The following is a 16514-nucleotide window of genomic DNA, read 5'->3' as shown; positions in this document are numbered from 1 at the left end:
ATATGAGCACGCTGAAACCGCTCCAGATCGACGTCGTCTCCGACGTGGTGTGCCCCTGGTGCTATATCGGCAAGCACCGGATCGAGAGCGCGCTCGCGCTCGTTCCGGACGTGCCGGTCAAGCTCACCTTCCGTCCGTTTTTCCTCAATCCCTGGGTGCCGCGCGAGGGCATCAGCCGCGAGGACTATCTCACCACCAAGTTCGGCTCGGTCGAGGCCTATAAGGGCATTGCCGGCCGCGTCGTCGCGGCCGCGAGCGAAGAGGGGCTCGTTTACCGGCCCGAGATGGTGGCGCGCCAGCCCAACACGATCGACTGCCATCGCCTGATCCTGTGGGCGGAGGCGATCGGCAGGGCGCCCGAGATGAAGCAGCGCCTGATGGAACTGTATTTCCGCGACGGCGGCGATCTCACCGACGTGAACGTCTTGGTGCAGGCAGCGGCCGATGTCGGGCTCGACGCCGAAGACGTGCAGCGGCGCCTTGCCACCGACGATGACGTGGCGCGCGTTTCGGCGGACGCGCAGGAAGCCGCCGACAAGGGCATCTCCGGCGTGCCGACCTACGTGTTCGCGCAGAAATACGCCGTCTCCGGCGCGCAGGATCCGAACCTGCTCGCACGCGCCATCCGCCAGGTGTCGGCGGAGATCAACGCGCAGGAGGTGGAGTAGTCGTCTGGAGATTGAGATTGTTGCACGAGGCGGAAGAGGGCTCCAACGGATTTCGCCAACGCCAACCCATGCGTCACCCCGCGTTCCGCCAGCTCCGACCCATCTGTCGGAATGAGGATACGCTGGTACATGCTTCACCTCCCGATTGTCTGGACGTAGCGCTGCCTTCCAAATGCAAGCTGGGCTGCGTTTCGGATACAGTCTTGAGACAGATCAATCTCTCGGTCAGTCGTGCCACAACCTGGATGCCGTTGGCACACGCGATTTGAGAAAACGACCCGGAAGGTCGGGGAGACTTCCGGGCCGAGTGTTTCCTCCACTAAAGACCCCTCGTGCGGCGAGGAGGCCACGCTTCCGTGGAAACACCACGGTTCAGCAACCGCAGAATGCGCGCTGCTGCAAATATCTTTCTGGTAAGGCAGATTAACTCGCCGCAAGCTTCATGCGATTTGGGCTCGAAAGCCGTCACTTGCTACCGATGGCAGGCTGCCCTCCACGCCCCAAATCCGAAGAGCTCGTGCGTTCAGGCGTCCCGCGCGAAGCCAGCGGTGCCTGCTATCGCACGACCAACACCGGCACGCTTCCGTCCGCCAGGACCTCCGATGTTTGACTCCCCAGCAATAGCTTCCTGAACCCGCGACGCCCATGAGAGGCCATGACGATCAAGTCGCAGCCTCTGGACTTTGCGGTTGCGATGATCGTGGTGGCTGGGTGCGCATTCGGAACATGCAAGAGTTCTGCAGTTATCCCGATCTGCTGCGCCATGGCTCGAGCTTCATCGAGCACTTTGCCCGCACGTTCCTTGCAGGCTGCGTCAAAGCGATCAAACTCTTCCGCCGAGGGAATCCACCCCGCGGCATGTCCGTTCCCATAGTAGACCGGCAGCGGTTCAGTTACGGTGATAACTGTCACTTTAGCGTTCAGGGCTTTCGCTAAAGCGATCCCATGCTCAACGCCTTTCTTCGCGACATCCGATCCATCCGTGCTCAAGAGAATGTTGGCGTACATGCGGGGGGTCCCTTGCTCGTCGAACAAAAGTGGATCCTTGCCTATAGTGATCCGATAGTCGCCGTCCGTCTACGGGCCAATCTCGAAGCTCATTCGTGGACCAACGAGCGTCAGTGCAAGTCCACTGTTACGCCGCTGTTGGCGGGCAAGCGGACATCAGGGAGCCTGAGCCAGGCGCCCCGATTTGTGAGTGCACGGCCTTGTCAGCTAGGTTGCCGGACGATTTGCCCGTCTTATTGAATGGACTACGCGCCGCGCCGCCTCGTAGGCGGCACCGTGCGCCAACAGCGCCGCGTGAATGAGCGCCACGACCGGATCGTGTCGCCGGAGCGGGATCAGCACGTCGCCGATCGCGAAGCGGCCGCGCCAGATCGGGTTGATCATGGGATGGTCGGCGTTCGCGGTGGAATCGGCGCTCGCAATGGCGGGATCACTGCAGAGGTGGCGGGTGAGCTCGACGGCGAGTTGCACGCCCGGAGAATATTTCGCAAAGCGCTCGTCGATGCCGAGCTTGAAGAAGAAGGCGCGGTCCTGATGGCGCAGCACGATGCCGGCGGCGACCGGCGTCGTGCCTGCGCGCAGGCTGACGACCTCGCATTGCGCGGTCTCCGCGAGCGCCGGCACGGCGCGGCGGATGAACGTCGCGTCGCCGGCATGCTGGACCAGCGCGGTGCCGCGCTTACCTTTCCAGCCGCTGGCTTCGAGTTGCAGGAAGGTCTCGAGCGCCGGCCTGATCTCGTCTACCCCGCGCGCCACCTCGAACACGACGGGGCCGTGCCCTTCGAGACGATGGCGCTGGCGCCGCAGCTCCTTGAGCTTTTTCGTGCCGAGCGCCTCTTGCAGCAGCTTTTCGCCGTCCTGGGTCGCATTGAGGCTGGCACGGACGTAGGAGCTCAGCACGCGCGGCTTCAGACCGGTCCGGCCGAGAGCTTCCTTCAGCGATGTCATTGCCGCGCCGTCGAGTGCGACCTCGCGCAGGATTAGCGCATGCGCGCCGGCCTCGCGCGCTTGCTGAAGCAAACGTGCGGCAGCGTCGTACGCGGAGTTGCCGTCGATCAGCGGGCTGCACAGCGTGCCATAGGGATGGGCGCTCACCAGCGCGGGCAGCGGAATCTTCCACGCGCGCCAGAGCGAAGTGACCGGCATCAGCCCGATCAGCCGCGTCGACGACGCATCGAATGCGCGCAAGGCCAGCGCGCCGGTGCGGCCCTGCGCCGTCGCGCTGACGGCGAGTTCCCAGGCAGGCAAATAGTAGCCATTCGGTTCGATGGCGCATTGCGCGAGCGCGCGCCATGGGCCGGGTTCGATCGCGGTGACCGGGACCAGCGCACGTGCCGGCACGGCGTCATTTGCAGATGCCGGATTGATCGCAGCCTGGTGCGCGATGTCGACCACGTCCCGTCGTTCCCCGTTCACGCGGGCAAAAGCCGCGTCACGCGGACATGCTTAGCGCAAAGATTGGAAAATACCGTTGGGACGCCGCGTCAATTCGAGTGGTATTGTTAACGTCTCATTGAGCATCGCGGCGGCAAGCCGCTGGATGCTGCGTTGAATGCGCAAAGAGTGCTTTCGATCCGGAGGATCAAAATGATCGCCACGCCTTTTACACCGATTGCTTCGCTCCTGGGCGGGGCGTTGATCGGTCTGGCCGCCGTGCTCTTGATGTGGGCAAGGGGACGGATCGCAGGCGTCAGCGGCATCGCGGCGCGGCTGTTTCCGCCTTACGAGGACCGCGAGTTCGCAGGGAGGCTCGCCTTCATAGCAGGCCTGATTGCCGTACCCGTGCTGGTGCGGCTTGCCACCGGTAGCCTGCCGGCGCAGACGATTGCAGCAGGAACCCCGGTCCTGATTGTCGCCGGATTGCTCACGGGCTTCGGCTCGGTGTGGGGCAGCGGCTGCACGTCCGGCCACGGCGTCTGCGGCCTGTCGCGGCTCTCGGTGCGCTCGCTGGTCGCGACCATCACCTTCATGGCGGCGGGCATGGCCACCGTTTTCGTGATGCGGCACTGGAGCTGACGACGATGGCTATTCTCATCCAATTTGCGATCGGTCTGATCTTCGGTCTCGGCCTCATCGTCTCCGGCATGTCGAACCCGGCAAAGGTGCTGAACTTCCTCGATGTCGGCGGCATTCCTGCTGGGACGTGGGACGCGAGCCTCGCTTTCGTGATGGCCGGCGCCGTGGCCGTGACCTTCATCGGCTTCAACCGCGTCTTGAAACTCGCGCGGCCTTTCTTCGCCGAACGCTTCTACGTTCCGACGCGAACGGATATCGATGCGAGAATTGTCGCCGGTCCCGCCATCTTCGGCATCGGCTGGGGGCTGGCTGGCTTCTGTCCAGGGCCGGCGCTGACTGCGCTCGGATTTGGCTCGGCCTCCGCCTTCATCTTCGTTGCCGCGATGTTTACTGGCATGGTACTGGCCCGCTTCATCGCTCACCTGCCGTCATCGGCACGCTTCGTCACGCCGGCCGATCCGCTCGAAACCTGACGTGGGCGGGACCGGGCCGCATTCTTGCCCGGTCCCTCAAGTCAAGGAGCGATCAATAGCGATCGGCGCCGATGCCCACGCTGACGCCGGGCGCGCGGATGCCGACGCCGGCGCGCGGGCCGTCATCCCAGTCGCGATAGGTGCGGCGCTCGTAATAGCGGTCGCGCGGCATTCTGGCATAGGAGTCGCCCACGATCACGCGCGCGCCACGATGGGTGCGATAGCAACGGCCGGCGTCGTCGCAGACGAGCCGAACCTGCTGAACGAGATCGGGACTGGCATATTCGCTGGTCGTGTAGAAGTCAGCGGCCTTTGCGCCGCCTGCTGCGGCCAGGGCTCCGACGCCCGCCAGCAGCGCGATCGTGAACGTCCTCATCATCTTCTCCTGCGGTACTGCCCTCGGCGGTAACAAGAAGAGGAGGCGGTGTTCGTTCCGGGGGACATTCATGTTTTTCCCGGAACCGGACCGTGCGACGATTGGTTCCCGCGATTTCAGGCAGTGAAGATCAGGCACGTCGTCGTGCCGTGGGCCAGCAACCGGCCCTTGGCGTCCGTCACGCGCCCATCGGCCGTTCCGATGCGACGGCCGCAATTCAAGACCTTGCCCTCGGCCCGGATCAGGCCGGTCTCCGGCGTGATGGGCCGCACCAGCGAAATCTTGAATTCAAGCGTCGTCTGGCTGATTCCCTTGTCGAGAGTCGACTGAATGGCGAGCCCCATGCAACTGTCGAGCAGGGTGGCCGTGAGGCCGCCGTGGACGGTGCCGGCCGGGTTGAGGTGCGCGGCCGTCGGCACGAGCGCGACGACGACGCGACCGTTCTCGGCCTCCACCACGTCATAGCCAAGCGTCTGCGCGATGGTGTTGAGAGGCAAGGTTCTCCCCGCAAGGCCTTGCACGAACTCGAGGCCGCTCATCTGCTTCTGTTGTTCGGGACTGACCGTCCCGTAGATCCTGGTGGTCATGCGATCTCCCTCAACCATTTTCGAGCTTTGACGTTCTGACCGCTCTGCGGAATGCCGAAGGTGGACGACCGTAAAGGCGCGTGAAGGCCGTGCACATGCGTCGCGTGCTGGAAAAGCCGGATCGGTCGGCAACCGTGGCAATGGGAAGATCGGTTGCATCGATGAGGCGCTTGGCGCGCTGGATTCGGAGCGACAGCGCCACCTGCAGCGGAGACGCATCGAGATGGCGCGCGAACAGGCGCGCCAGATGGCGCGGACCAACGCCGAGCCGTTCGGCCAGCCGGTCCACGCTGCTCCGGTCAAGCTCACCGTTCTCGATCAGCCTCAACGCGCGTTCGACGGTTGTCCTGGTGCCGTTCCACGCAGGGCAGAACGGCGCCGTTTCGGGACGGCATCTGAGGCAGGGCCGGAAGCCGGCGTGCTCGGCGGCGGCCGCGCTACGATAGAAGGTCACATTGCGAGCGAGCGGCGTGCGCGCCGGACACACCGGGCGGCAATAGATCCCGGTCGTCTTGACCGCGACGAACATGACGCCGTCCAGCGCGGCGTCGCGGCGGCGAAGGGCTTCATATCGTCCATCGAAGTCGAGCATGGAGCCGCTATAGCGGCCGCATTTTCGCGGCGCGAGTCCGGTCTGGTGACCATGTCCGAAAACGTCCGATGGGCGGCGAGCCGCTCCCTCGACAGTCGCTAGATCGGCTCGTAGGTTTCCGACCCACAGATGTCGTCTGGCTCGGCGCGGCGCCGGTCGACGACCTTTCCGCCGGCGATCGTCACGATGTAGGTCTGGATGCCCAGCGTAGTACCGGTCGCCGAGGTGAGCTGCGCGCGGACGCAAGCCGTCCAGCCCGGTCCACGCACCTCATGATGGGGCGCGGCGACGTGAATCTCGCGCGGATAGGACGTCGTGAGGAAGACCACGTCGATCTGTTCGCGCACCACGCGCTTGACGTCCGGGGGCGGCTCGGGCGGTGGCTGCTCGGCCTCCTTGATGCGCATGAACTCGGGCACAGGCGCGCGGCTGTCGGCAAAGCCGCACGCACCGAGCGCCAGCGCGGCAGCAAGCAGCGCCACATGAGCAACAATCCGAAACATCCGCGAAGTCCCCCCGCGGGCAAACAGATAGGCACGAATGCGACCCGGCGAAGTCCCCGCCGATCAACATTTGCTGAAGGGGGATGGGAAACGGGATTTGCTATTACGGGATTGCGGGCTAGTTTGTATCCCGGACGAGGGGGATTGCATCCATGAGAATCATGGTCATTGCGGCTGCGGTGCTGGCACTGACGGCCGCCTCGGCGCAGGCCCAGATGGGCGGCGGCCGGCACCAGCCCGGCAATGATGCCCCCAAGGCGGACAATAAACCGAAGGTCGATGAGAAGGCCTACAAGGCTGCCCTCGAGCGGATTCCCGAGCCCAAGGAAAAGTACGATCCGTGGGGCGGGGCGCGCCCGAGCGATCCCGCGAAGAAATCGAAGTGAAAAGAGGCGAGGGCTGAGACACGCCCGCCACCCGACCCCTGGGTGGCTGCGAACGTGGTGAGGAGCGCCGCCTTGCAGCGTGTCTCCCGGACGTTGCTCCGCATCCCCTGGAGAGCCTTGAGGCCGAGCAGCGGATCACGCCCGGCAACGTCCGCAATCTCGTCCGGGCCTTTGAACTCGCGCCGATGATGTTGTGGTGACGACGGTGGGATCCGATCGCGACATTGGCATGACATCGCGCCGAGAGCGTCGGATCAAATCGTCGCCGGCCGTTGGCCGCGACGTCGCGACCGGTCCTGCGTGAACGACGCCACACGGATGTGCCGGAGTTGCATGATCGCGTGTTGTGTATGTGATGCGAACAGGCGTTCACATTGCGTGCGCTATTGCACGAAGGCAATGCCGATGCGCGTGTCGTTGCGCCATACCGTGCGGCAATTTCGTACGAAATTGTCGCGCGTGATGGACAGCGTGAACGATGGCGGCAGCATGACAGAGCCATCCAGATCGATCGCCGCGCCGCCGTCCGACATATTTCGCACCGTGCACGCGATTCCGCTGCTTTCAAAGGTGATCGTACCGCCCTTGAAAACCCGGTGACGCTGCGCTGCACGCTTCTCGATCATCGTGTCGATCCATGGTGACGATTGTGAAGTAGTGCATAGAAATTACGTTGAAATGAATTCAATACTGGCGCTACTTGCACAGCGCTTCAGACTTCGTTTACGAAACTGAAGCGGGGACGTTCCTTCCGCTGACTTTTCCCTCAAAGCCGTTCCTTTATGGCGCCGCGCGCCGATGGAGATACTGATGAAGACCACGCTTTCGATCCTGTTCGTCGCAGCTCTCTCGCTGTCGTCCGTCCCCGCCCACGCCACCAAATTCGATCTCTCGACCATGAGCTGCAAGCAATTCCTCGAAAGCGGCGATGACACCATCAAGCTGGTGCTGACCTGGATGGACGGCTGGTACAAGGGCGACGAGGACAACGCGATCATCGACACCGACGTGTTCGTCGAGAACGCCAAGCAGTTCGGCTCCTACTGCGGAAAAAATCCGAACGTGAGCATCGTCACCGCGGCCGACGAAGTGCTCGGCAAGTAAGGTCCCAAGGTAACGCTCAAGCGCGATCGGAATCGCGCTTCATGTCCTGCGGCATGATCGACGTCTCTGCATGATCAACGACGGGAGCCGCGACGCGCCTTGCGCGCGCGGCTCTCCATCTTGTCGATCATGCTCACCCCGGCAGCATCGCGAACGCGCTCGAGACCATCGCCACCGGCTTGTTGTCGGTGGCGGAGAGCAGCGTGACGCGGCCGAAACTCATGGTGCGCCCGAGCCGCACGACGCGCGCGTCCGCCAGCACGTCGGAGGAGGCGACCGGGCGCATGAAATGCGTGGTCTGGTCGACGGTGGTCATCGGCCGGTAGCCGCGATTGGCGGCGAGAATCGCGATCACCATCGCGGTATCGGCGAGCGCCATCAGGGCCTGGCCGCAGACCACGCCGCCATGCCGGCACAGGCGTTCCGAAAAAGCCATGCGCAGGGTTGCGCCCGGTTGCCAGTCCGGCAGATCCTGCGGCGCGACGTGGTCGATGCGCTCGACGGAAAGACCGAGATCCTGAACCCATGGTGCAAAGACCTCGCCGAGCACGCGTCTGGCCTCGTCGATGCCGAATGCCGGTTCTGACTGCGATTGCATTGCTGTCGTTTCCTCGTCCGTTGCCGGTTGTTTCGGTCATTCTGCCCGCATTGGCGCGGCAAAGTCACCCGGTCTGGCAGGCGTCCGTCGGCTTGAAAATGCCCGACTTCACCTTCTAAAATGCGGCCCTTGGCAGTGGGTGGACGATGTTGCGTCGATTTGTCTTGGTGTTTTGCCTGGCCGCGCTCGGCCTTGCTCTGAACGGGTGCACCAAATGCGGCCCGATCTGGGACGATTGGCTGCATTCGCCGAAATCGTGCAGGTCGGGCTGACGGGGCGTGCGGTGCCAAGAACCGTGATAAGGGGCCGTAACGAGGCTGCGACAAGGATGACGAGCGCGCGGTGATCCGCCCTCTGTCGATGATCAAGGAGTGACTGATGAAGCTTTTCCGTATGGCGGCGGTTCTGGCCGTGCTCGCGGGGCCGGCCTATGCGCAAGCGCCCCATATCAACCTGCTGCAGGATGGCCCCGGCAAGACCGACGATGAGAAGGCCGCGGAAGCCGAGCGCGAGCGCGCCTACAAGGACACCCTGAAGAAGATCCCGGACGCCAAGACGTCGAGCGATCCCTGGGGCGGCATGCGCTCCGATCCGCCGAAGCAGGCTGCGCCGAAGGCCTCGGCCGCGACCACGACCAAGAAGCCCAAGGCCGGCACCGCCGCGGCCAACTGACCGGACCCGGCCGGGGCTGCCTCCATAAGGCGGCCCCCGGCGGGACTCCCCCTTCGCCAGCCTCTTCCTACATCTTTCGGAAAGTGCTGAGTTGAGGAGGTGAGACATGGCCGATCGTCCGCGGGATCTCGCCGAGCGGATGGCGCGCCGGCGCAGGGCGGGCGTCGGATCGGCGGCGCGGCCGAGCGACGGCTATCTGCGCGAGACCTTCACCCTGCCGCGCGCGGCGGCACGCGCGAAGGCACGGGCCTTCTTCGCCCGCTACCCCAAGGCCGGCTATATGAGCGAAGTCGAGACTTGGCGCGAGCTGCCCAGCGGCGACATCGAATTCACCATGCGGCGGCTGCCCAGCGCCGACTAGGGCATGGCGATTCGCGATTTGGCGTCGAGCCTAATCGAAGGATTCCGCGACGATGCGGATGCGGAACACCGGCTCCTTGGATTCATCCAGGAGCTCCATGTGCCACTCGGAATTTTCGCTGAGTTTGCGGGCGATGCCCGACGCCATGTCGGCGCAGACGCTGGTCATCTCCTTCCAGGCCGCATTGCGATCGGCAAATTCCGTCGCCTGATCCGCACAGCCGGAATAACGACCGTTCCGGATTCGAAAGAAATATTGCGGCATGGCTGACACCGATCGCGTAAGGCCGCGCCCCCGGGCCATGGCGGTCAGTGCAATCCCAAACCGCCGGCAGATCAATTCCGGGCCTTTACGGAATATGTGCGCGCAGGGTGGCCCGAACCAGCCACCCCCGGAGCAAACAGTCCAGTTGCCGCCCGCAGGCGCCTGGAGAACGCTGCTCTCTGTCCGTCCGGCTCAGGCCGTCTTGCGCGCGATCGCCTTCAACTCCCGGTCGATGCGCAGCTGCGCGCGCCTGATCGCCAGAAGATCGATCTTCGTCTCGGTCTTGCCGGTCTTGATCTGGTCGCCGATCCGGAATTGCCACTGCCAGACACCCGGAATAGCCGTCTTGGCGACAGTGAACTCGACGCCCCTGTGATTCATGGCCGACCTCCACGATTCACCGTCCATCACGGCTAAACATGTTGGCGGTCGGAGTATTCCGCGGACGAGTCAAAATTTGCCGTCAAGCCATGGACAATTCACGGCAATCTTGAAAGCGCGCGCGCTCCGTAAGACAGGATGACTGACACAGGAACTCCGTTCACGGCCGGAGAACCACGGGCTATTTGATTGAGATTCGGGGAAAATTAGCCATATCGGCGCAGGTTTCCGCGCCGGCCGCTCTTCCTCCTCCGGCTCTGTGAGCACGTCGCTGAAGTAGCCACTGCGGAGTCGCGGGGGCCTCGCGGAGCTGCAGGGCGCACTTTGGAGCGACCCGCGGCACGTGCCTTGCTTCGCCTGATGGCGGCACTCAGCAAAGGCGCGCATCATGCTCGGCATTCCCCGACGCCACAGTCATTTCGTCTTCGGCGTCATCCAGTCCGGTCTCACCTCGCTGATCGCGGCGGGCATTGCCAGCTTTCCGGCCGCGGGGACGTTGCTGTTCGTCCAGCACTGGCTGGCCTCGTGGCTGATCGCCTGGCTCGCGATGCTGCCCATCGTGTTGCTGGCGGCACCCGCGATCCGGTCGTTCTCGTTGCGGCTGACGCGGGAGTAAGGGGAGCCGGTGTTTTGGCCACAGTGGGACGAAAAAAGCCCCGCCAGGGGAGAGCCAGGCGGGGCAAAGGTTATTGGAGGCTGAGGTGCTGGGCTGCAACACCATAGCCACTCGACCCTAGCTGGCTCAGCTTACGGCAGCCTGACAGGCCGACGTGCGAATCAGGATGTGGCCGCTGCATCACCGCCAGCGGACCGCAAACAGAAAACCCCGCTCGGGGTGGAGCGGGGTTGACTGGGTATGGAGTGCCCGGTGTTGGTCCACCGTGCGGGACCAGGCTAGAAGACTCGGCTTACAGGCGCCTTACAACTACGGCGAAGCCGCGCGCGTGCCGCATACCGCCTCGCGCCCGTCCCAATTTGGACACCCGATTGCACAACTAGGGACACACAAGTCGGTGACATTCCGATCGTTCGGCAAAGCCATGGGGGAAACGTGGCGTGCCGACAACGGGGTGGCATCATGGATAACGTAGAGCGGTCTTTCGCCGCCGCGACGGCGGCTGGCTTTGTGGTGCTGGTTCTCGGCATCATTCTGTTGGCACTGATGTAGGACCAGCAAGTGCGGCTTGGGGCGCGATGGCGACATCATCGGCAAGCGAGGCGTGGCGAGGCTCGCCCGATCGAAGACATTCCGGTGGCTGGACGGACGAATCAAAGAGGCGACCAACTGAGGCGCGCTTGGCTCGATAAACTTGCCGGCTAGTCGTCCCAGAAATGGCCGCACTTGCTGCATTCGAACAGACGCACCGTCTTGCCTGTCGCTACATCCATGAGTGAACTCTTGAGACGAGCGGCACTGGCGCAGGTCGGGCATCGTTGCCTTCGGTCCTGCGTAGCTTGGGCTGGCAATTGCTGCCGCTCCTTGTCGTCCACACTCATCGCCTCTGTTGAGGACTTAAGTGCATAAGCGCGCTTTCGTTCCGCGATGAAGGTGACAATAACCTTAAGTTGCTAAAATGTTGATCACGTTCTCTAGGCGAGTGTTTGAGGCATCGGCTTTCTGGATGGAGACCCCATGACCGGTCTCGATTCGCCGCAGCCAGAGCCACCTGCCAGGTCGTCAGGCTGCGGGCTGATTGTCGCGGTGGTGCTCTTCATCGCTTTTGGCCTGATCTGCCTTCTCGTGACCTATCTGGCGCACTCGATCGCCCAAAGTTCAGACGGCGATGTGCTCATGGCGATCGCGGTGGGCTGCTGGACGGCTTGGCTGGTCTTCCTGGGCCTGATCCTGCGCGCTCTGCGGAAGAGGGGCTAGGCCGTCACCCTACTTTGCATGGGGTTGTTTTCCGCATTTTGCGAGAGGGCGAGGAGGCCGCCAACTGAAGCCGCCTCATTCGAGGCGGGTCCACTGAATTGAATCAGGACACCAATAAAAACGCCGCCTGCTTAAATGAACGCAGGCGGCGGCTTTCCAGCCCCGAGAGGGAATGCAAAATCCCGGTAAGAATGGGTCTGCATGGACCGTGCCAAGGTTCATTGCCCCGCCAAGGACGCGGCGCCGACCGTCGCGATGACCGGAATCATCGCTGTCACAGCCCGGAATCCGGCGATTCGCTCGGCCTAGTCGATCTACCTAAAGCTTAGTCCATTCGGGCGAGGAACGCCTTGCGGCACATCGCGAACAAATTGGGACACGGCCAAATTCACTTTGGGACACTGAGGGTTAAAGAGGGACAGTACCCAAGTGCGCAAAAGAACATATTGCGAACCTGGAACAAATGGGGTACGTTGCTCCCATCGCCGACCTGCTTCGCCAATCGTTTGTCCATCTCGCGAATCCCCGCCATAAGGAGCACGACCAATGTCCGCTACTGCCCTGCGTATCGTCGAAGGATCTTCCATGGACAAGAGTAAAGCCCTGGCCGCCGCGCTGTCCCAGATCGAGCGCCAGTTCGGCAAGGGCTCGGTGATGAGGCTCGGCAAGAGCGACCGTTCGATGGACATCGAGGCGGTGTCCTCCGGCTCGCTCGGGCTCGATATCGCGCTCGGCATCGGCGGCCTGCCCAAGGGGCGGATCGTCGAGATCTACGGGCCGGAATCCTCGGGCAAGACGACGCTGGCGCTGCATACGGTCGCGGAAGCGCAGAAGAAGGGCGGCATCTGCGCCTTCATCGACGCCGAGCACGCGCTCGACCCGGTCTATGCCCGCAAGCTCGGCGTCAACATCGACGAGCTCCTGATCTCCCAGCCCGACACCGGCGAGCAGGCGCTGGAAATCTGCGACACGCTGGTGCGTTCGGGCGCGGTGGACGTGCTGGTGGTCGATTCGGTTGCGGCGCTGGTGCCGAAGGCCGAGCTCGAAGGCGAGATGGGGGACGCGCTGCCGGGTCTCCAGGCCCGTCTGATGAGCCAGGCGCTGCGCAAGCTGACGGCTTCCATCAACAAGTCCAACACCATGGTGATCTTCATCAACCAGATCCGCATGAAGATCGGCGTGATGTACGGTTCGCCGGAAACCACGACCGGCGGCAACGCGCTGAAATTCTACGCCTCCGTCCGCCTCGACATCCGCCGCATCGGCGCGATCAAGGAGCGTGACGAGGTCGTCGGCAACACCACGCGCGTGAAGGTGGTGAAGAACAAGCTGGCGCCGCCCTTCAAGCAGGTCGAATTCGACATCATGTACGGCGAGGGCGTCTCCAAGATGGGCGAGATCCTCGACCTCGGCGTCAAGGCCGGCATCGTCGAGAAATCCGGCGCTTGGTTCTCCTATGACAGCCAGCGCCTCGGCCAGGGCCGCGAGAACGCGAAAGCGTTCCTGAAGGCCAATCCCGACATCACCGCGAAGATCGAGACCTCGATCCGGCAGAACTCGGGTCTGATCGCCGAGCAGATCTTGGCCGGCGCCCCGGAGCGTGATGCCGACGGCGAGGAGCCGACGGAGGAGTAAGCTTCAACAGGTAGAGTTTTCGCGAGGAGCGGGCGCTGAGGACGTTGAGTTGCCGACGTCTTCGGCGCCCGTTTCGTTTTGGTCGGATCGTGCCGGTGATGGGTCTCGCTTCGCTCAACCCATTCTGCGAATCCCTTACTCCGCCGCCTGCGCGTAGTCGCTCACCGGCGGGCACGAGCACACGAGGTTGCGGTCGCCATAGACGTTGTCGACGCGTCCGACCGGGGACCAGTATTTGTCGGTGCGCGAGGTGCTGGCCGGGAAGCAGCCTTCCGCGCGGGTGTAGGCGCGGGCCCAGTTGTCGTCGGCGATGTCGTGCACGGTGTGCGGCGCGTTGCGCAAGGGCGAGGCCTCGATCTTGAAGCGGCCGGCCTCGACCTCGGCGATCTCCTTGCGGATTGCGATCATCGCGTCGCAGAAGCGGTCCAGCTCCGCCTTCGATTCCGACTCGGTCGGTTCGATCATCAAGGTGCCCGGCACGGGGAAGCTCATGGTCGGGGCGTGGAAGCCATAGTCGATCAGGCGTTTTGCGATGTCGTCGACGGTGACGCCGCTCGTCGTCTTGAGCGGCCGCGGGTCGACGATGCATTCATGAGCGACACGTCCCCGGGCGTTCTTGTAGAGCACCGGGAAGTGCGGCTCGAGCTTTGCTGCGACGTAGTTGGCGTTGAGGATCGCGATCTCGGTCGCGCGCATCAGACCTTCGCCGCCCATCATCAGGATGTAGATGTAGGAGATGGTCAGGATCGACGCCGAGCCGAACGGCGCGGCCGAGACCGGGCCGACCGGCGCGTCGGCATGGGTCGCTGGATGGCCGGGCAGGAACGGGGCGAGATGTGCTCTCACGCCGATCGGGCCCATGCCCGGGCCGCCGCCGCCATGCGGGATGCAGAAAGTCTTGTGCAAATTGAGATGGCTGACATCGGCGCCGTAGTCGCCGGGCCTGGACAGGCCGACCTGCGCGTTCAGGTTGGCGCCGTCGAGATAGACCTGGCCGCCATGGCCGTGGACGATGTCGCAGATCTCGCGGATGTGCTCCTCGAACACGCCATGCGTCGAGGGGTAGGTGATCATCACTGCGGCGAGGTCGTTCGAATGCACTTGCGCCTTGGCGCGGAGATCATTGACGTCGACGTCGCCGTTCTTCTCGCAGGCAACCACCACCACGTCCATGCCGACCATCGCGGCGGAGGCCGGGTTGGTGCCGTGGGCGGAGGAGGGGATCAGGCAGACCTTGCGGTGGCTTTCACCTCGCGAGGCATGATAGCCGCGGATCGCGAGCAGGCCGGCATATTCTCCTTGCGCGCCCGAATTCGGCTGCAGCGAGATCGCGTCATAGCCGGTGATGTCGCACAGCCATTTTTCCAGCCGCGCGAACAGCGCGTGATAGCCCTTGGCCTGCTCGCGCGGCGCGAAGGGATGCAAGGACCCGAACTCCGGCCAGGTCAGCGGCATCATCTCGGTGGTCGCATTCAGCTTCATGGTGCAGGATCCCAGCGGGATCATCGCGCGGTCGAGCGCGAGGTCGCGATCGCTGAGCTTGCGCATGTAGCGCAGCATCTCGGTTTCCGAGCGATGCGCGTGGAACACCGGATGGGTGAGGAAGCCGGTCGCGCGCTTCAAGGCATCCGGCAGCGCTTCGCGCGTCGCCGCGTCGACCTCGGCATAGAACAAGTTGCCGCCGAAGGCGCGCCAGACCGCCTCAACGGTCGCAGGCGTCGTGGTCTCGTCCAGCGCGATGCGCAGGCCTGCGCCGCCGAGGCCGAGATTGATCTTCTCGGCGACGGCGCGCGCGACGATCGCCTCGCGCTGCGCGCCGGCATCCACCGTCACCGTGTCAAAAAAGTTTTCCGACTGCGGCGCGAAGCCGAGCTTGCGCAGGCCGGCGGCCAGCACGGCGGTGCGGCGATGCACGGTGCGCGCGATCTGCGTCAAGCCTTCGGGGCCGTGATAAACCGCATACATCGACGCGATCACGGCGAGCAGCACCTGCGCGGTGCAGATGTTGGAGGTCGCCTTCTCGCGGCGGATATGCTGCTCGCGGGTCTGCAGCGCGAGGCGATAGGCGGGCGCGCCGCGGGAGTCGACGGAGAGGCCGACGATGCGGCCGGGCAGCGAGCGCTTCAGCGCATCGCGCACCGCCATGTAAGCGGCGTGCGGTCCACCATAGCCCATCGGCACGCCAAAGCGCTGCGCCGAGCCGATCGCGATGTCGGCCCCTAACTCGCCGGGCGAGGCGAGAAGCGTCAGCGTCAGCAGATCGGCGGCAACGATCGCGAGTGCGCCTTTCGCGCGCAGTGTCGCAATCGCGGGCCGCAGATCGCGCACCGCACCCGAAGAGCCCGGATATTGCAGCAGCGCGCCGAGCACGTCCGCCTTGTCGAGATCAGCGAGGGGATCGCCGACGATCAGATTCCAGCCCAGGGGCTCTGCGCGGGTGCGCATCACTGCGAGGGTCTGCGGATGCACGTCCCAGTCGACGAAGAAGGCTTTCGCCTTCACCTGCGAGTGCCGCTCGGCGAGCGCCATCGCCTCGGCCGCGGCGGTTGCTTCATCCAGCAGCGAGGCATTGGCGACATCGAGCCCGGTGAGGTCGCAGATCATGGTCTGGAAATTGAACAGCGCCTCCAGCCGGCCCTGGCTGATCTCGGGCTGGTACGGCGTGTAGGCGGTGTACCAGGCCGGGTTCTCCAAAATGTTGCGCTGGATCACCGCGGGCAGGATCGTGCCGGAATAGCCCTGGCCGATCAGCGAGGTGAAGACCTGGTTTTGGGCTGCGAGCTCGCCCATATGCGCGATCGCTTCGGTCTCGCTCAAGGGCTTGCCGAGATCGAGCGGGCTGGCCTGCCGGATCGAGGCGGGCAGCGTCTCCGCAATCAATGCGTCGACGCTTTTAGCTCCGACGGCATCCAGCATCGCGGCGACATCGCGCGCCGAGGGGCCGATATGGCGACGGACGAAGGTGGCGGCGGTCTCGCCGCTGGATTTGCGGTGCGCGGTCATCGCTTGCTCCATCG

Annotated in this window: 21 protein-coding genes and 1 pseudogene; 10 read left to right on the top strand and 12 right to left on the bottom strand. The window is 64.1% G+C overall.

The window, feature by feature from the left end; genetic code table 11:
- The first annotated feature begins 2 nt into the window (after positions 1 to 2).
- Positions 3 to 668, top strand: a complete 666-nt coding sequence (locus tag K289_RS0116900) for a DsbA family oxidoreductase (RefSeq protein ID WP_027552614.1) — start codon at positions 3 to 5, stop codon at positions 666 to 668.
- Between the two features lie 37 nt (positions 669 to 705).
- Here K289_RS0116900 and K289_RS52310 read toward each other — a convergent pair.
- From K289_RS52310 to K289_RS0116890, 3 genes and pseudogenes are all read right to left on the bottom strand, one after another.
- Positions 706 to 799 (bottom strand): annotated as a pseudogene (locus K289_RS52310) (universal stress protein); the annotation flags it as partial.
- Positions 800 to 1223: 424 nt separating this feature from the next.
- On the bottom strand, positions 1224 to 1676 hold the full coding sequence (locus K289_RS0116895) for a universal stress protein (protein ID WP_027552613.1): 453 nt from the start codon (positions 1674 to 1676) through the stop codon (positions 1224 to 1226).
- Positions 1677 to 1883: 207 nt separating this feature from the next.
- Entirely contained in the window at positions 1884 to 3071 is a 1188-nt protein-coding gene (locus K289_RS0116890; protein WP_027552612.1) for a GNAT family N-acetyltransferase, read from the bottom strand.
- Between the two features lie 192 nt (positions 3072 to 3263).
- Here K289_RS0116890 and K289_RS0116885 point away from each other — a divergent pair, with 192 nt between their 5' ends.
- Positions 3264 to 3692: a YeeE/YedE family protein gene (locus K289_RS0116885; RefSeq protein WP_027552611.1), complete on the top strand. Its 429-nt coding sequence runs from the start codon at positions 3264 to 3266 to the stop codon at positions 3690 to 3692.
- A gap of 5 nt (positions 3693 to 3697) precedes the next feature.
- A complete protein-coding gene (locus K289_RS0116880; protein ID WP_027552610.1) occupies positions 3698 to 4165 on the top strand; it encodes a DUF6691 family protein in 468 nt (155 codons plus the stop codon).
- A 52-nt stretch (positions 4166 to 4217) separates the two neighbouring features.
- Here K289_RS0116880 and K289_RS0116875 read toward each other — a convergent pair whose 3' ends face one another.
- The 4 genes from K289_RS0116875 to K289_RS0116860 form a co-directional block, all read right to left on the bottom strand.
- Entirely contained in the window at positions 4218 to 4544 is a 327-nt protein-coding gene (locus K289_RS0116875; RefSeq protein WP_035684910.1) for a hypothetical protein, read from the bottom strand.
- Positions 4545 to 4657: 113 nt separating this feature from the next.
- Positions 4658 to 5128 (bottom strand): PaaI family thioesterase, encoded by a 471-nt coding sequence (locus K289_RS0116870; RefSeq protein WP_035684907.1) that lies wholly within the window; start codon positions 5126 to 5128, stop codon positions 4658 to 4660.
- Between the two features lie 10 nt (positions 5129 to 5138).
- On the bottom strand, positions 5139 to 5720 hold the full coding sequence (locus K289_RS0116865) for a bifunctional transcriptional activator/DNA repair enzyme AdaA (protein WP_027552607.1): 582 nt from the start codon (positions 5718 to 5720) through the stop codon (positions 5139 to 5141).
- Between the two features lie 98 nt (positions 5721 to 5818).
- Entirely contained in the window at positions 5819 to 6223 is a 405-nt protein-coding gene (locus tag K289_RS0116860) for a hypothetical protein (protein ID WP_027552606.1), read from the bottom strand.
- A gap of 152 nt (positions 6224 to 6375) precedes the next feature.
- Between K289_RS0116860 and K289_RS0116855 the strand changes: the two genes are divergently transcribed.
- A complete protein-coding gene (locus K289_RS0116855; protein ID WP_027552605.1) occupies positions 6376 to 6609 on the top strand; it encodes a hypothetical protein in 234 nt (77 codons plus the stop codon).
- Between the two features lie 383 nt (positions 6610 to 6992).
- Here K289_RS0116855 and K289_RS0116850 read toward each other — a convergent pair whose 3' ends face one another.
- Positions 6993 to 7235 carry a PilZ domain-containing protein gene (locus tag K289_RS0116850; protein WP_027552604.1) on the bottom strand — a complete coding sequence of 81 codons (243 nt, stop codon included), beginning with the start codon at positions 7233 to 7235 and terminating at the stop codon, positions 6993 to 6995.
- Between the two features lie 184 nt (positions 7236 to 7419).
- Here K289_RS0116850 and K289_RS0116845 point away from each other — a divergent pair, with 184 nt between their 5' ends.
- Positions 7420 to 7713 carry an HdeA/HdeB family chaperone gene (locus K289_RS0116845; RefSeq protein ID WP_027552603.1) on the top strand — a complete coding sequence of 98 codons (294 nt, stop codon included), beginning with the start codon at positions 7420 to 7422 and terminating at the stop codon, positions 7711 to 7713.
- A 133-nt stretch (positions 7714 to 7846) separates the two neighbouring features.
- Here the strand turns inward: K289_RS0116845 and K289_RS0116840 are convergent, their stop codons facing one another.
- Positions 7847 to 8311 (bottom strand): PaaI family thioesterase, encoded by a 465-nt coding sequence (locus tag K289_RS0116840; protein ID WP_027552602.1) that lies wholly within the window; start codon positions 8309 to 8311, stop codon positions 7847 to 7849.
- A 378-nt stretch (positions 8312 to 8689) separates the two neighbouring features.
- Between K289_RS0116840 and K289_RS0116835 the strand changes: the two genes are divergently transcribed.
- On the top strand, positions 8690 to 8983 hold the full coding sequence (locus K289_RS0116835; RefSeq protein WP_027552601.1) for a hypothetical protein: 294 nt from the start codon (positions 8690 to 8692) through the stop codon (positions 8981 to 8983).
- A gap of 106 nt (positions 8984 to 9089) precedes the next feature.
- On the top strand, positions 9090 to 9344 hold the full coding sequence (locus tag K289_RS0116830; RefSeq protein WP_027552600.1) for a hypothetical protein: 255 nt from the start codon (positions 9090 to 9092) through the stop codon (positions 9342 to 9344).
- A gap of 30 nt (positions 9345 to 9374) precedes the next feature.
- Here K289_RS0116830 and K289_RS0116825 read toward each other — a convergent pair whose 3' ends face one another.
- Both K289_RS0116825 and K289_RS0116820 read right to left on the bottom strand, forming a co-directional pair.
- Entirely contained in the window at positions 9375 to 9608 is a 234-nt protein-coding gene (locus tag K289_RS0116825; protein ID WP_027552599.1) for a hypothetical protein, read from the bottom strand.
- 192 nt (positions 9609 to 9800) lie between these two features.
- Positions 9801 to 9989, bottom strand: a complete 189-nt coding sequence (locus tag K289_RS0116820; protein ID WP_027552598.1) for a hypothetical protein — start codon at positions 9987 to 9989, stop codon at positions 9801 to 9803.
- 388 nt (positions 9990 to 10377) lie between these two features.
- Here K289_RS0116820 and K289_RS0116815 point away from each other — a divergent pair, with 388 nt between their 5' ends.
- The 3 genes from K289_RS0116815 to recA all read left to right on the top strand — a co-directional run bounded on the left by K289_RS0116815 (position 10378) and on the right by recA (position 13497).
- Complete coding sequence (locus K289_RS0116815; RefSeq protein WP_027552597.1) at positions 10378 to 10605, top strand: DUF2798 domain-containing protein; 228 nt, start codon at positions 10378 to 10380, stop codon at positions 10603 to 10605.
- Between the two features lie 1017 nt (positions 10606 to 11622).
- Positions 11623 to 11862, top strand: a complete 240-nt coding sequence (locus tag K289_RS0116805) for a hypothetical protein (RefSeq protein WP_027552596.1) — start codon at positions 11623 to 11625, stop codon at positions 11860 to 11862.
- Positions 11863 to 12408: 546 nt separating this feature from the next.
- On the top strand, positions 12409 to 13497 hold the full coding sequence (gene recA, locus K289_RS0116795) for a recombinase RecA (protein ID WP_027552595.1): 1089 nt from the start codon (positions 12409 to 12411) through the stop codon (positions 13495 to 13497).
- A gap of 135 nt (positions 13498 to 13632) precedes the next feature.
- On the opposite strand, the gene gcvP is transcribed toward recA, so the two are convergent.
- Positions 13633 to 16500 carry an aminomethyl-transferring glycine dehydrogenase gene (gcvP, locus tag K289_RS0116790; protein ID WP_027552594.1) on the bottom strand — a complete coding sequence of 956 codons (2868 nt, stop codon included), beginning with the start codon at positions 16498 to 16500 and terminating at the stop codon, positions 13633 to 13635.
- Between the last annotated feature and the right edge of the window lie 14 nt (positions 16501 to 16514).

This window comes from Bradyrhizobium sp. Cp5.3, from assembly GCF_000426265.1.
Classification (GTDB): domain Bacteria; phylum Pseudomonadota; class Alphaproteobacteria; order Rhizobiales; family Xanthobacteraceae; genus Bradyrhizobium; species Bradyrhizobium neotropicale.
Note: the sequence above shows the minus strand (reverse complement) of the source record. Positions and strands in the feature narration are given on the sequence as shown.

Excerpts from the sequence above, each read along its gene's own strand:
- K289_RS0116870 (WP_035684907.1), bottom strand. The coding sequence starts at position 5,128 with ATGACCACCAGGATCTACGGGACGGTCAGTCCCGAACAACAGAAGCAG.
- K289_RS0116830 (WP_027552600.1), top strand. The coding sequence starts at position 9,090 with ATGGCCGATCGTCCGCGGGATCTCGCCGAGCGGATGGCGCGCCGGCGC.
- K289_RS0116895 (WP_027552613.1), bottom strand. The coding sequence starts at position 1,676 with ATGTACGCCAACATTCTCTTGAGCACGGATGGATCGGATGTCGCGAAG.
- K289_RS0116815 (WP_027552597.1), top strand. The coding sequence starts at position 10,378 with ATGCTCGGCATTCCCCGACGCCACAGTCATTTCGTCTTCGGCGTCATC.
- gcvP (WP_027552594.1), bottom strand. The coding sequence starts at position 16,500 with ATGACCGCGCACCGCAAATCCAGCGGCGAGACCGCCGCCACCTTCGTC.
- K289_RS0116855 (WP_027552605.1), top strand. The coding sequence starts at position 6,376 with ATGAGAATCATGGTCATTGCGGCTGCGGTGCTGGCACTGACGGCCGCC.
- K289_RS0116860 (WP_027552606.1), bottom strand. The coding sequence starts at position 6,223 with ATGTTTCGGATTGTTGCTCATGTGGCGCTGCTTGCTGCCGCGCTGGCG.
- K289_RS0116825 (WP_027552599.1), bottom strand. The coding sequence starts at position 9,608 with ATGCCGCAATATTTCTTTCGAATCCGGAACGGTCGTTATTCCGGCTGT.
- K289_RS0116865 (WP_027552607.1), bottom strand. The coding sequence starts at position 5,720 with ATGCTCGACTTCGATGGACGATATGAAGCCCTTCGCCGCCGCGACGCC.
- K289_RS0116875 (WP_035684910.1), bottom strand. The coding sequence starts at position 4,544 with ATGATGAGGACGTTCACGATCGCGCTGCTGGCGGGCGTCGGAGCCCTG.
- K289_RS0116820 (WP_027552598.1), bottom strand. The coding sequence starts at position 9,989 with ATGAATCACAGGGGCGTCGAGTTCACTGTCGCCAAGACGGCTATTCCG.
- K289_RS0116805 (WP_027552596.1), top strand. The coding sequence starts at position 11,623 with ATGACCGGTCTCGATTCGCCGCAGCCAGAGCCACCTGCCAGGTCGTCA.
- K289_RS0116900 (WP_027552614.1), top strand. The coding sequence starts at position 3 with ATGAGCACGCTGAAACCGCTCCAGATCGACGTCGTCTCCGACGTGGTG.
- K289_RS0116835 (WP_027552601.1), top strand. The coding sequence starts at position 8,690 with ATGAAGCTTTTCCGTATGGCGGCGGTTCTGGCCGTGCTCGCGGGGCCG.
- K289_RS0116840 (WP_027552602.1), bottom strand. The coding sequence starts at position 8,311 with ATGCAATCGCAGTCAGAACCGGCATTCGGCATCGACGAGGCCAGACGC.
- K289_RS0116885 (WP_027552611.1), top strand. The coding sequence starts at position 3,264 with ATGATCGCCACGCCTTTTACACCGATTGCTTCGCTCCTGGGCGGGGCG.
- K289_RS0116880 (WP_027552610.1), top strand. The coding sequence starts at position 3,698 with ATGGCTATTCTCATCCAATTTGCGATCGGTCTGATCTTCGGTCTCGGC.
- recA (WP_027552595.1), top strand. The coding sequence starts at position 12,409 with ATGTCCGCTACTGCCCTGCGTATCGTCGAAGGATCTTCCATGGACAAG.
- K289_RS0116850 (WP_027552604.1), bottom strand. The coding sequence starts at position 7,235 with ATGATCGAGAAGCGTGCAGCGCAGCGTCACCGGGTTTTCAAGGGCGGT.
- K289_RS0116845 (WP_027552603.1), top strand. The coding sequence starts at position 7,420 with ATGAAGACCACGCTTTCGATCCTGTTCGTCGCAGCTCTCTCGCTGTCG.